The sequence below is a fragment of the Lutibaculum baratangense AMV1 genome (genome assembly GCF_000496075.1).
Classification (GTDB): domain Bacteria; phylum Pseudomonadota; class Alphaproteobacteria; order Rhizobiales; family Tepidamorphaceae; genus Lutibaculum; species Lutibaculum baratangense.
In genome coordinates, this window is sequence record NZ_AWXZ01000028.1 from 1 (window position 1) to 12,890 (window position 12,890).

The window sequence follows — 12,890 nt, forward strand, 5'->3', positions numbered from 1 at the left end:
CCGAAATTCCTCCAGCAGTGCTGCAATGGTTGGCACGATGCGATGAGCCATCGGTACATGCATGGGGCCACCGTTCAGCACGAAGTCATTCTGCATGTCGACGATTGCGAGGGCCGGCCGGTCCATTTCGCTGAGCATCAGTTCCAGTCTCCCTCGCAGACCATCGTTCAGCCCATCCGTCAGCCATGCTACGGTTCATAGGATCGAAGGGGAGAAGTCTCCTTCGTATCCACGGAAGACCCCCATTTCCCCGCTTTCCAAGATGCATGCTTGCCGAGGATCTTCTCAGCCGACAAGGGCCACCGTGACAGAACGAGTCAGGATCGAGAACCTCTACAAGATCTTCGGGGACAGCCCCCAGGAGGCGGTGCGGCTGCTCCGCTCGGGGAAAACGAAGGATGAGCTCCTCGCGTCGCGATACGTCGTGGGCCTCAATGATGTCTCGATCTCGGTTCCCGCAGGCTCGATCTTCATGGTGATGGGGTTATCCGGATCCGGAAAATCGACGCTGGCACGTTGCATCAACAGGCTGATCGAGCCGGACGCAGGTCGCATTCTCATAGACGGGGAGGACGTGACGCGAGCCGATGCGGCCAGGCTTCGTGAGATACGTCGCTCGCGAGTTTCGATGGTGTTCCAGCACTTCGCGCTATTGCCCCACAGAACGGTGGCGGAGAATGCGGAGTTTGGCCTGAAGATGCGGGGTCTACCGGCTCGGGAACGTCGGGAGAAGGCGCGCCGAATCCTGGAAGTGGTCGGATTGGCCGCCTGGGAGAACCACCGGCCGGCTGAACTGAGCGGCGGCATGCGCCAACGCGTCGGCCTCGCTCGTGCTCTGGCGACTGAGGCAGACGTCTTGATCATGGACGAAGCCTTCAGCGCCCTCGACCCTCTGATACGGAACGAGATGCAGGACGAACTCCTTCGGCTGCAGCAGGTGCTGAAGAAGACGATCCTCTTCATCACGCACGACTTCCAGGAAGCGATCAGGCTCGGGACCCGGATCGCGATCATGGCGGACGGGGCTGTTGTTCAGGAGGGGACGGCGCAGGAGATCGTTCTCTCGCCGAACAACGACTACGTCGCCGCATTCACCCGCCACATCGACCGTACGCGCGTCTTCGACGCAGCCTCGGTCATGTCGCCGGCGGAGCCGATCGTGCTGAGCGGTGACGGAACCGTCGTAGAGCAGAGGCGGGGCGGGCTTGGGCCTGCCTACGCAACCGATCCTGAAGGCCGCATCCTCGGATACTACGCCCCGGAAGATCTCGACAGTCTCTCTGAGACGCGGGAACCAAAGGCGCTACTGCGCAAAGATTTTTCGGCTGTCCGAAGCGATGCCAAGCTTTTCGAGGTCGCGCCGCTCTGCCGTTCTCAGCGCCCAGTGGCGGTTGTCGATGAAAATGGTCGGCTTTGCGGGCGGATCGAGGCGGATTCCGTTCTGGCCTGGATCGGCAACAACCAGACTCGAGCCAGCTGACAGGCCATTGCCGATGTTTGATCCGGACAACCTGTACGTCCTTCCCCTGGCCGAGTGGATTCAGGTGGCGGTCCGCTGGATGGCGGTAAACCTCCGCCCTCTGTTCACCACCATAAAGTGGCCCGTGGAGAGCCTTCTCGGCTTCATACAGGACACTTTCCACGCCGTACCCTACCCGATCCTGATCCTCCTGTTTTCGCTCTTCGCGTGGCGCGCGGCGACGGGACGTATTGCCTTGTTCACGGCACTCTCCCTCGCCTTTATCGCCATTATCGGCGTCTGGTATGAGGCGATGACGACGTTGGCGCTGATCGCGACGTCCATTATTCTCTGCGTGCTCATCGGCATCCCGACCGGCATCCTCTGCGCCCGAAGCGACAAGGCGTGGAGCGTGATCAGACCGATCCTGGACATCATGCAGACTACGCCGAGCTTCGTTTACCTCGTGCCGGTGGTGATGCTGTTCGGCGTAGGCACAGTGCCGGGGGCTGTGGCCGTCATCGTCGTGGCAATACCTCCGCTGATCCGCTTCACCAATCTCGGTATCCGGATGGTCGACAGGGAGATCGTGGAGGCCGGTATAGCCTTCGGCGCCACACCGCGGCAGCTTCTGCTCGAGGTGCAACTGCCCCTGGCTCTGCCAACGATCCTCGGGGGTCTGAACCAGACTGTGCTCATGGCCATGGTCATGTCCGTCATCGTGGCGATGATCGGTGCCGAGGGCCTCGGCCTCGTCGTCCTCCAGGGGCTGGGACGTCTCGATGTGGGCCGTGCCGCCGTCGGAGGCATCGCGATTGTTCTGCTCGCCATCGTGCTCGACCGGATAACGCAGGCGATGGCCAACGAGCAGGGCGTGCAGCGCCCGTCCTTCCTATCGAACTTCGTCCGCTTGCTGCGCCTCCGCCGGACAGACGACGAAGAGGCACCGATCGCAGCTCGCGCCGCCCGTCGCGGCACGGCTGTCGACGATGCCTGAGCAGCAAACAAGAGCAACAGGGGAACGACATGAAGCCGACCAGCCTATTGAAGCGAAGCCTTTACGCGACCACGCTCGTCTTGCTAGCGGGCCCACTCGCTGCTCAGGAACTTCCGGGCGAAGGCAAGAACCTCAAGTACGCCCGCAGCGACAGCCTTGGCGCGAACTACGTGCAGGATGCCATCATCATCAAGGCACTCGAGGAGATGGGCTACGACGTTGATCTCAGCACCATCAGCGTCGCGGCCTTCTTCCAGGCTGCCGCCCAAGGCGACCTCCACGTCTCCGGCGACATCAACATGCCGCAGAGGGCCCCGGCCTATGAGCAGGTAAAGGACGACGTTGCGCTGGTCGGGGAAGGCACGATCATCGGCGGGGGCACGAATGGCTTCGTGATCGACAAGGCCACCTCCGAGGAGCACGACATCACGAATGTCGAGCAGCTCAAGGATCCCGAGCTCGCAGCCCTCTTCGACACTGATGGCGACGGCACCGCCAACCTCGTCAATTGCGATCCAGGCTGGAGCTGCGGCGACGTCGTCGATTTTCAGCTGGAGGAATTCGGCCTGGGCGACACGGTCGAGTCGGTGCGGGCCAAGTACGAGCCTTTGATGGGCGAGGTGTTCACGCGCGCGGCTCGCGGCGAGCCAGTCTTCTACTACACGTGGAGCCCGTCCTGGATCACCGACGCGCTGGTGCCGGGCAAGGACGTGGTTTGGCTTCCCATTCCCTACGGAGCTCTTCCCGAAGGTGTCACCGCGCAGGGCGGTCACGAGGTCAGCGGCATCGAAGGCTGTGCTGGCGGTCAAGATCCCTGCCGGATGGTGACCGGCTCCTGGAACTGGATGATCGCTGCAAACCGAGACTTCCTCTCGGAAAACCCGGCAGCGGAGAAGCTGCTGGAGACAGTCAGGTGGCCCGCCGAGACCTGGTCGACGTGGGAGGGAGCTCTGAACGAAGGCAACAGCGACCGCGACATCGAGAAGATCGCGCAGACCTGGATCGACGAGAACACCGACACCTTCGAAGGCTGGATCAAAGAGGCCTCCGCCGCTGGTCAGTGAACGAATTGCGGTACGGCCGGTGGGGTCTTCTGATCCTGCCGGCCGAACGGCAACTGGGTCAGGACATCTCCTCAAGACAGACTGTCCGGCTCCTAGGAGGACTTGGTCTCAGTAGCAGGGAAGACAACGTCGCACGGCGCCGCGCCATGAAGCTGCACCTAGCGACGGATCGACAGCATTCGACATACGACAACACGACACCGAGCGGCGCGTCATCCGCCTGCGCCGCTCGCATTTCACGACGGAGGGACGGGTGACGGAAATCCGCACGTTCGGAATGTTCATTGATGGAGCGTGGTGCGAAGCCTCCAACGGCGCGACCTTCCACTCCGTGAACCCGGCGACTGAAGAGATTTGGGCCGAGTTTTCCGATGCACCCGCTGAGGACGTGGATAGGGCTGTACAAGCGGCCGATCGGGCATTCCGAGAGGGGCCGTGGCCGAAGATGAGTGCCGCGGAGCGTGGGAAGGTCCTTCGAAGGATCGGGGCTGCAATCGAGCCCGCGGCCGAGGAATTAGGGCTCGTTGAGACGACCGACAGCGGCAAGCTACTCCGTGAAACCGTGTGGCAGGCTCGAAACCTCAAGGAGGTTTACGAGTACTACGGAGGGCTTGCTGACAAGGTGCAGGGAGACATCCCGCCCTCGCCACAGGGAGCACCCCTCCAGCTCGTCGTTCGCGAGCCGCTTGGTGTGGTCGCGGCGGTCGTGCCGTGGAATTCCCAATTACATCTGGCTGGCTTCAAGATCGCGCCTGCGCTGGCCGCCGGCAACACCGTGGTGGTGAAGGCATCTGAGGACGCTTCGGCAGCCATCGTCGAGTTCGCCAAGGTCATCGAAGCTGCAGGCGTTCCTCCCGGGGTCGTCAACGTAGTGACCGGAGGCGCGGCGTGCGGCCAAGCGCTCGTTTCGCACCCGCTCGTTCGGCGGGTCAGCTTCACCGGTGGCGTCGACACCGCCCGAAAGATCATACCGGCCACAGCGAACAACATCGCGGCGATGTCGCTCGAGTTGGGAGGCAAGTCCCCCGTTATCGTGTTTGACGATGCCGACCTTGAGAACGCAGTCAACGGCATCCTTTCCGCCATCTTCGCCGCCACCGGCCAGAGCTGCGCCGCAGGTTCGCGCCTACTCGTGCAGGACGGCATCTACGACGAGCTCCTCGCTCGGCTCGTGGATCGGGCGAATTCGATCCGGATCGGGGATCCTACCGACCCGGAGACGCAGATGGGGCCACTTGCGACCAAAGCGCAGCGTGACCGCATCGAACGGCTTGTCGCTGAGGCAGTCAGCTCTGGCGGCAGACTGCTGTCCGGCGGTGGAAGGCCAGCAAATCGTGACCGGGGCTATTACTTCGAACCGACCATCGTGGCTTTCGAAAACCAGGAGGCGGAACTGGTGCGGAGGGAGCTGTTCGGGCCCGTGCTCAGTGTCCTGCGCTTCTCAAGCGAGGAGGAGGCGATGGATCTCGCGAGGGATACCGACTTCGCGTTCGCGGGCGGGGTGTTCAGCCGAGACTTCGCGAAAGCCTATCGCGTCTCGCGGGCTGTGCCTGCAGGCCGTATCTGGATGAACACGTATCGGCAGACGTCGCTGATGGTGCCGTTTGGTGGCTCGAAGAACAGCGGCTACGGGCGCGAGGGCGGCATCGACGCCGTCCGCGACTACACTCAGACGAAAGGCATCTTCATTAACGTGTCAGGTGTACCGACGCCCGATCCCTTCGTCATGAGGTAGGTGCGGGGCGCCCACCTCAATGAGTGACAAGCTAATCAGCAGATGATCGCGAGACCTCGGCCCATGGATACAGCCACTCAGCCACAATTTAACTACCTCGCTGAAGGGCATGGCGACCCAGTCGTCCTCGTGCACGGCGTCGGTGCGAACCTTGGCAGCTGGGATCGCGTCGCCGAGAGGCTGAAGGGCAACAGGCGCGTCATCCGCCCCGATCTGCGAGGTCACGGCAACTCACCACCCATTCGGGAGCGCTACAGTGTCGAACGCTTCGCGGAAGACATCGTAGCCGTCATGGATCGGGAGGGAATCCGCGAAGCGGACCTCGCTGGCTTCTCCCTTGGCGGAATGATTGCGCATTGTCTGGCCGTGAACTGGCCAGATCGATTCCGCAGGATTGCGATCCTGTCCGCAGTTGCCGGCAGAACGGAAGAGGAGCGGGAGAAGGTGACCTCCAGGCTGGCTCTCCTGCGCAAGGATGGCATTGGCGCTGTGACAGGGGCAGCCACCGACCGCTGGTTCACCGAAGAGTTCGCACGGAAGCACCCCGAGAAGATTGCCAGCCGGATCGAGGAGCTCATGGCGAACGACCTCGAGTCCTACATCGAGGCCTATCGCGTGTTTGGCGAGAGCGAAATGGCTCCCCGCCTGCATGAGATCACTCATCCCACGCTGGTGCTCACGGGCGAGTTCGACATAGGCTCCAACACAAGGATGGCGCGGTTCATGCACGACACCATCCCCCAGTCGGAGCTCGTGATCTTGCCTGAACTAAAGCATTCGATCTTGGTCGAGGCCTCCGACCTCGTTGCCGACCACCTCATCCGGTTCTTCGGTGAACCGGCAAGAGCCTCCTGAGGAGAAGAAGATGAAGGATCTCGTCCGTAAGGTCGTCACTGCGATCGAGGACACCTATGTGGAAGGTGGTCGGAAGGCAGATCGCCCACTTCGCATCGTCACGGCCGCGGCTGTCATTCAGAACCCTTGGTCGGGACGGTTTGTGGAGGATCTCACGCCCGCGATCTTGGAGTTTGCCCCGGTCTTGGGCGAACTGCTCGTCCCGACTGCAATCGAGCTCGCCGGAGGCGCCGAAGCGGTCGAGGCTTATGGGAAGGCGGGTATCGTGGGCACCAACGGTGAGATCGAGCACGCCTCGGCGCTTATACACACGCTGCGCTTTGGCAACGTGCTTCGCGACGCGGCGCGTGGCACCTCCTTCCTACCCTTCACGAACACGCGCGGGGGGCCTGGACACCTCCTTCACGTCCCGATGAAGAACAAGGTGAAGGAGAAGGAAGGCTCCCGCGCGCATTTCCTGACCGCTACCCTCAGCGTCCCTGATGCGCCCGGTCCTGACGAGATCCTCATAGGCATAGGTGTGGCCACGGGCGGCCGCCCGCATCATCGTATTGGCGATCGTTACCAGGACATGTCTGAGATGGGCACCGACGAGACCGGGGCGAAGCTACCCGAGCACGCGTAGCCGGATCCGGAGGGCGACCTTCGCCATGAATAGGACCGACCGCGAATGACCGATACGTTCGAGGCAGGTTCACGCCAACGGCTGCGGCACCACGGCAGCAACGCAGAGGGCAGCCTCGCGGCGGCTCGACAAGGCGTCTTGGGTCGAATCCGAGACATCGCCAGCGTCGTGAACTCCGGGGGCGATCTCGGCAGCATTCTGGAGACCGTGGTGCACGCAGTCTGCCAGGACACGCCGTGGGCTCGGGCCGGCATCATGGGCGCAAATCGGGCCACCGGCTTTTCGGAGCTGGTGACCCGATACGACCCGGGCCACTCCAGGAATGCCGGCCTACCTACCAGCTGGAAGCTTTCCACAAGTCCCACGCTCCAGGTGATCGAGGCGCGGCGACCAGTCATCATCCCGGACGCGCAAGTCGCTGATGAGCATCCTGATTACCAAGCCGATGCCAGAGCGCGCGGCTACCGGACGATCGTGTTGGTTCCCCTTTGCTGCACTGACGCGCACAATCGAGAGATGGTACTGGCCGTTCACTCGCCCGAACGTGTCGATGTGACCGACGAGGACATCGACCTTCTCACCACCGTCTCTCATCTGGCCGCAATCGCGATCGAGAAGGCAAAACTGCTTCACGACGAGCGACTGCTGAGCTCGAGGTTACAGCGCACGCTTGAACTGCATGCGGGGCTTCTCGAGCGGGTTCTCGCCGGCAGCTCGACGGAGGCGATTGCGTCTATCGTTGAGGCGATCGTGCCGGATCCGGTGCTTATCCTCGATTTCACCACCAATACAGTTCACGGGACGCGATCGCCTCAGTCAGCCTTCGCATCGGATCGTGAATGGTCCGAGTTGATGTCCGGGGCGGCGGGGCGCGCAGCCGCGGCTCTGATACACCAGAGCGAGCCTTGCGACTTTAGCAGGCTCATCCCATTCACGATCGAGAAGGAGGGCCAGTCGCTCGAGCTGCGAGCTTTTCTGGAGCCACTGCGCGTGGACGGGCAGACGGTCGGGGGATTTGTTATCTTCCCCAGGCAACGCAAGCTCGACCACCTCGATTTCCTGATTGCTCAGGAGGCAAAGTTCGCCCTGAGCACGCAGCTGATGCGCAGCCACATCGAGCTTCGGCGGCAGGCGGCCGATGTCGGGAAGCTATTCGAAAGACTCTTCGCCAGCCATCCGGTGGACCGGCGACGGGTACTTGCGCAGGCGGAGCAACTTGAGATCGACCTGTCCTCCCCGATGCGTCTTCTGGCTGTTAGCCTGTCCTGCCGGAAGACGGGAGGCTGCGGCGGGTTCGGACAGCTCCAAAGTGTACTGCCCAGTCTTCTGCGGAGGTGGCACGAAGCAGCTTATTCAGTCGTCCACGAGCAGTCGCTTTTCATTGTGCTGCCACAGGAGCTCGTCGCCCAGTCGCACTTCCGCGGCACGATCTTCCGGCAGCTCGTCGACACCATGCGTTGGCAGTGCGGGAGTGAATCGGCCATCGCTTTGGGGCCCCTGTGTCGGCGGCCGGAGGACTACGCTGACGCGAGGCAGGAGTGCCTGCGGATTTTGACGCTGGCCTCGATGTTCGATCGCAAGGGCCTTCTAGAACAATCAGATTTCGGCCCCTTTGCAGTACTCTTGTCAGCGGTCGATACGGCAGCCGTCACCACCTTCATCGAAGGGACCATTGGTCGAGTGATCGAGTATGACAGCACGAACTCGACGGCTCTTCTCCGGACGGCCTCGGTCTTCATCGACAACAGCTGCAAGTACCGCGCGACTGCCGATGAGCTCGGCATCCACGTTTCGACGCTACGCTATCGCCTCACACGGTTGAAGGACCTGTTCGGTCTCGATCTCGAGGATGCGGAGTCGCGCTTTGGCTTCTCACTGGCGCTTCGACTACGCGCCGTTAGCGAGAGCCCGTCTGGACCCTCGGTCGAATCGTAGGAACCTCGCGCGCGTCTCTTCTACAAACGGTGGAAAGACGCCTTCGCTGCGAGAGCTACGCTGCTGACCATGAACAGCGGACCTGCAGCCGAGACGGAACGAGTCGACGCGGGTAGCGGCGACGGCCTCGATGCGGGGCGCTTTCGCGATGCGCTGTCAAACTTTGTCACTGGCGTCACCGTGGTGACGACCGTCGGTACAGGGGGCGATCCACGAGGCTTCACCGCGAACTCATTCACCTCGGTTTCGCTCGACCCTCCGCTCGTTCTCATCTGCATCGCCAACGGCGCCGCGAGCAAACCTGCGTTCGACGAGTGCGCGTCGTTCGCGATCAACGTGCTGAAGGAGGAGCAGCGCGAGACGAGTGGCATCTTCGCGAGCAAATCGCCGAAGAAGTTCGACCGCGTCGATTGGCATCGCGGCTCGCTAGGCGCCCCACTGATCGCGGACTGTCTCGCCACGTTCGAGTGCACGGTCTTCGATCGGCGGCCTGCGGGCGATCATCTTGTTCTGATCGGGCGCGTGGAGGCCTTCTCATCGTCTGCCGGCCGACCGCTCGTCTATGGACAGGGCGGTTACCTGTCTCTGGGCCTAGAGCAGGAGGTCGTGGCACGGCCGCCGGGCAAAGACGTCATCGTCAGCTGTATCGTTGAGCATGAGGACCGGGTTCTCCTGGTGCGTCGTCCTGAGGGTCTTTGGACACTACCGCACGCCTCGCTGGTCGGCAGCGGCAAGGATCTGGTTCCGCTGAAGCAGGCGTTCCGTCGCATCGGCGTTCGGGCGCAGATCACCTTCCTGTATTCGGTCTTTGAAAGCGATGCGCCGGACACCGTCCATATCGTCTACCGCGGCAAGCTTCAGGACGAGCCCGGGGGCGCCGTCCAGGAGGCCGTGCTGGCGGGGCAGGAGGATGTGCGGTGGGACAGTCTGTGGCCCCCGCAACTAAGGGGAATGCTGCGCCGCTTCTTTCAGGAACGCGCGATCAACCAGTTCGGCATCTACAGCGATTTCGAAGACGGCGGCCGCGTCGCTAGGCTGACTGACGATGCCGAAGGCTTCGACCACTACTTGCGCCGGACGAGCACTGGCGGCGAGACCGGGCCTGGCTAGCGCGCCCGGATCGGCAGGAGGAACATCAATGAAGTTCGCTATCTCCGTCACGATGGAACGCTTCAATCCGCAAGAGGACATGCGGGACGTAGCCGCACACGCTCTGGAACTGGTTAAAATGGCGGACCAGGGGGGATTCGAGCTCGCGCTGACGGCGGAACACCACACAATCGAATTCACGATCTCGCCGAACCCGTTCACGATCCTGACGCACTGGGCCAATCACACCAGCAGGATTCGGCTGGGAACTGCGACCGTGGTCGCGCCTTACTGGCAGCCGATCCGGCTCGCTGGAGAGGCAGCGCTAATGGACATCCTCTCTGACGGCCGGCTTGAACTCGGGATTGCGCGCGGTGCCTACCAATACGAGTTCGACCGAATGGCGGGCGGCATTCCGCAGCAGCAGGGGGTGGCCCACGTCAAGGAGATCATCCCGACAATCAAGAGGCTGTGGGAGGGCGACTACGCCCACGACGGAGAAATCTGGTCGTTTCCTGCGGCCACCTCCGTGCCCAAACCGCTACAGAGGCCACATCCACCCATCTGGGTCGCCGCACGCGATCCCGGCACGTTCGACTGGGCCATCAAGAACGGCTGCGACATCATGGCCACGCCGCTGTCGCGTCCCCCGGAAGAGGTGACAATCCTCGGAGAGAAGTTCGACACGGCGCTGGCCAACAATCCAGGAGTGCCCCGGCCGCGGTTCCTGATGCTTCGCCGAACATGCGTCTATGACGACCCTGACGGCTGGCGCGCCCCTGTGGATGCCTCCATCCGGTACGGCCGCCATTTTGAGAATCTCTTCAAGAATATCGGGCGGGTCGTCAACGGCTTCCCGGAAGCCGTCGAGTACGATCAGGTGGCCAACAAGAGCGAATATCAGGCCGAGAGCATTCGCCAGAACATGATCTTCGGCACGTCAGATGAAGCTGTTGAGAAGTTGAAGATCTACGAGGAGGCGGGCGTCGATATGTTCTGTTACGGGGCGAGCTTCGGCCTGCCCAAACGTGAGGCCCTTCGTTCCCTCGAGCTCTTCATCGAGCGCGTGATGCCCCGCTTCTCGTCGTCCAGCCGTAAGATCGCAGCGCGCGCCTGAACTGCAGGCCTCCCGTGGGCGCTTCGCTCGGTGATCGCTACCGCAGGGAACGGGGGAGAATGATCGTTGAGGGGCCGATCTATCGGATCCGCGGCGTTATGATGCAGACCTATCTGTCTCTCGTGCGGGAGGAAGGGTTGAAGATTCAGCAGCGGACCCTCTGCGAGCTGTTCTGAGACGCTCGCGCCCTTTTGCACCGGAGCTCGCGGCGGCGGCATAAGGATGAGCCGGCCGCTGGATCTTCGCGTCTGACAGCCGGTTCTGCCTGCGAGTGGTGAGGAGTAAGTTGGCCTGACAGTCGAGCGGCAGCACGGAACCCTGTCAGGGATTAGCCGCAGACCCCAAAATGTGCAGCCCGGTTCGTAGGCAGGGCGGGGGACAATCAGGAGATGCCACCATGATCATCATCGACGAAGAGCGCGCGAAGTCGCTGCTCGGGCCTGCCGAGGCGCTGGCGGCGGTTCGACATGTCCTCGTCGCGATGGCGGAGGGCTCTGCGAGGAACTTTCCCGTCGTGCGCGAGAGGCTGCCGGAAACGAACGGCACCTATGGGGTGAAGTCCGGCGTGGACATGTCGGGGGGGCTCGTCGGTCTGAAGGCCGGCGGCTACTGGCCCGGCAACGAGGCGCGAGGCATCAAGAACCACCAGTCGACCACGCTCCTGTGCGACGCGGCATCCGGCGAGCCTGTGGCCCTCGTCGCCGCCAATTACCTGACAGCGCTGCGCACAGCGGCCGCCGCTGCCGTCGCGACGGATGCACTGGGGCGGACGTCCGTCGAGACGCTCTCCATCATCGGTGCGGGCGCCCAGGCCTTGCCGCAGATCGCGGCGCAGGCCGGCGTGCGCTCGTTCCGCCGTGTCGTCGTGGCCAGCCGGAACCGGGCGCGCGCTGAGGCTGTCGCCGAGGCGGCGACCGCGTTTGTTTCCCAAGCTGAGGCCTGCGACTTCCAGGTGGCCGCGGAAGCCGCCGATGTGCTGACCACGGTCACCCCTGCGGCGGAGCCCGTCGTCCGGGCCGAATGGATCCGCCCCGGCACGCACATCAATGCGATGGGGGCGGACACCGCCGGCAAGGGCGAGCTCGAGCCGTCATTGCTGCCGCGAGCCCGCGTGTTCTACGACGAGTGGCAGCAGGCGTGTACGATCGGGGAATGCCAGAAGGCGGTCGCGCTCGGGCTGCTCGGCAGGGATGTCGCCGCCGGGCCGCTGGGAGACGTTTTACGAGGCGCGATCGCCGGGCGACAGGCCGAGGAGGACATCACCCTCTTCGACAGCACAGGCGTCGCGCTGCAGGACATCGCCGTTGCGGCCTTGGCGCTGGATCGCGTTCGGGGGCAGGAACGGTCTCGGTCGCGATAGAGCGGCGTTACTACGGCCGGAGAATACTCGCGCCGTTGGGTGGTGGCGTTCGAGTTTCTGGTCAAGGCTAGAAAAGTATGTCTCTTGCAGCCTGCGCTCGCCGCGGACCTGTCGGTCAGCTTCCGACGATCTCTCAGCATTCTGGATCGCGTACGTCGCGGTCGTAGCGATGGGAGAGCCTCTGCATCGAAGTCGAAAGCTGCCGCTGGCGGTAAGCGCTCCTTGGTCGCCAGCATCCGTTTCTGTTCGGCTCGCAACTCTGCTCAAATATCTTGAGGGTTTCCATGCAGCGGCGCCGACCGGACCTGCCGGCCTGCCGGCCTGCCGGGTCAGCGGAAGCGGGGAGCTGCTGTGGGCACGTTGAGATCGGATAGACACGAGAGGGACCGCTCCTCCCAGACGGATCACGGGACAGATGCGCGATGAAGAAGTAGCTTTTGAGTGTGTGGTCGTCCGGGTACGGGAAAGTTGCATGCCGTATCCGTGAGCGCGAAGCTAAATGGTCTAGAGCGTTTTCCGAGCCTGCTGAATCGTGAGGGATTCCGCCGGGCGTGCGAATGTGATTCATCCTGCATGCTGGTGAGGGAGGCCGGCATGCATGGCCAGAGCACTTTCGACGGATCTTCGGGAACGTGTGGTGGCGCTGATCGAGAG

At 62.9% G+C, this 12,890-nt stretch carries 10 protein-coding genes; all 10 read left to right on the forward strand.

All coding sequences use genetic code 11. The annotated features are described in order from the left end of the window. Positions 1 to 304 precede the first annotated feature (304 nt). The 10 genes from N177_RS09945 to N177_RS09990 all read left to right on the forward strand — a co-directional run bounded on the left by N177_RS09945 (position 305) and on the right by N177_RS09990 (position 12,236). Complete coding sequence (locus N177_RS09945; protein ID WP_040485547.1) at positions 305 to 1,480, forward strand: quaternary amine ABC transporter ATP-binding protein; 1,176 nt, start codon at positions 305 to 307, stop codon at positions 1,478 to 1,480. Positions 1,481 to 1,493: 13 nt separating this feature from the next. Continuing rightward, positions 1,494 to 2,456 (forward strand): ABC transporter permease, encoded by a 963-nt coding sequence (locus N177_RS09950; protein WP_040485548.1) that lies wholly within the window; start codon positions 1,494 to 1,496, stop codon positions 2,454 to 2,456. Positions 2,457 to 2,485: 29 nt separating this feature from the next. Further along, positions 2,486 to 3,520: a glycine betaine/L-proline ABC transporter substrate-binding protein ProX gene (proX, locus tag N177_RS09955; protein ID WP_023432178.1), complete on the forward strand. Its 1,035-nt coding sequence runs from the start codon at positions 2,486 to 2,488 to the stop codon at positions 3,518 to 3,520. A gap of 262 nt (positions 3,521 to 3,782) precedes the next feature. Beyond that, positions 3,783 to 5,255 carry an aldehyde dehydrogenase gene (locus N177_RS09960; RefSeq protein WP_200863385.1) on the forward strand — a complete coding sequence of 491 codons (1,473 nt, stop codon included), beginning with the start codon at positions 3,783 to 3,785 and terminating at the stop codon, positions 5,253 to 5,255. 63 nt (positions 5,256 to 5,318) lie between these two features. After that, complete coding sequence (locus N177_RS09965) at positions 5,319 to 6,110, forward strand: alpha/beta fold hydrolase (protein WP_040485551.1); 792 nt, start codon at positions 5,319 to 5,321, stop codon at positions 6,108 to 6,110. A 10-nt stretch (positions 6,111 to 6,120) separates the two neighbouring features. After that, the gene (locus N177_RS09970) at positions 6,121 to 6,735 is read left to right on the forward strand and encodes an amino acid synthesis family protein (protein WP_023432182.1); all 615 of its coding nucleotides are present in this window, start codon (positions 6,121 to 6,123) and stop codon (positions 6,733 to 6,735) included. Between the two features lie 45 nt (positions 6,736 to 6,780). Further along, a complete protein-coding gene (locus tag N177_RS09975; RefSeq protein WP_023432183.1) occupies positions 6,781 to 8,670 on the forward strand; it encodes a helix-turn-helix domain-containing protein in 1,890 nt (629 codons plus the stop codon). A 69-nt stretch (positions 8,671 to 8,739) separates the two neighbouring features. Beyond that, positions 8,740 to 9,780 carry a flavin reductase gene (locus tag N177_RS09980; RefSeq protein WP_051402325.1) on the forward strand — a complete coding sequence of 347 codons (1,041 nt, stop codon included), beginning with the start codon at positions 8,740 to 8,742 and terminating at the stop codon, positions 9,778 to 9,780. 28 nt (positions 9,781 to 9,808) lie between these two features. Beyond that, a complete protein-coding gene (locus N177_RS09985; protein WP_023432185.1) occupies positions 9,809 to 10,876 on the forward strand; it encodes an LLM class flavin-dependent oxidoreductase in 1,068 nt (355 codons plus the stop codon). A gap of 397 nt (positions 10,877 to 11,273) precedes the next feature. Further along, the gene (locus tag N177_RS09990) at positions 11,274 to 12,236 is read left to right on the forward strand and encodes an ornithine cyclodeaminase family protein (RefSeq protein WP_023432187.1); all 963 of its coding nucleotides are present in this window, start codon (positions 11,274 to 11,276) and stop codon (positions 12,234 to 12,236) included. Positions 12,237 to 12,890: the final 654 nt, after the last annotated feature.

What these genes read in the sequence shown, in the direction of transcription:
- N177_RS09950 (WP_040485548.1), top strand. Translation starts at nt 1,494, where the DNA reads ATGTTTGATCCGGACAACCTGTACGTCCTTCCCCTGGCCGAGTGGATT.
- proX (WP_023432178.1), top strand. Translation starts at nt 2,486, where the DNA reads ATGAAGCCGACCAGCCTATTGAAGCGAAGCCTTTACGCGACCACGCTC.
- N177_RS09965 (WP_040485551.1), top strand. Translation starts at nt 5,319, where the DNA reads ATGGATACAGCCACTCAGCCACAATTTAACTACCTCGCTGAAGGGCAT.
- N177_RS09970 (WP_023432182.1), top strand. Translation starts at nt 6,121, where the DNA reads ATGAAGGATCTCGTCCGTAAGGTCGTCACTGCGATCGAGGACACCTAT.
- N177_RS09975 (WP_023432183.1), top strand. Translation starts at nt 6,781, where the DNA reads ATGACCGATACGTTCGAGGCAGGTTCACGCCAACGGCTGCGGCACCAC.
- N177_RS09980 (WP_051402325.1), top strand. Translation starts at nt 8,740, where the DNA reads ATGAACAGCGGACCTGCAGCCGAGACGGAACGAGTCGACGCGGGTAGC.
- N177_RS09985 (WP_023432185.1), top strand. Translation starts at nt 9,809, where the DNA reads ATGAAGTTCGCTATCTCCGTCACGATGGAACGCTTCAATCCGCAAGAG.
- N177_RS09990 (WP_023432187.1), top strand. Translation starts at nt 11,274, where the DNA reads ATGATCATCATCGACGAAGAGCGCGCGAAGTCGCTGCTCGGGCCTGCC.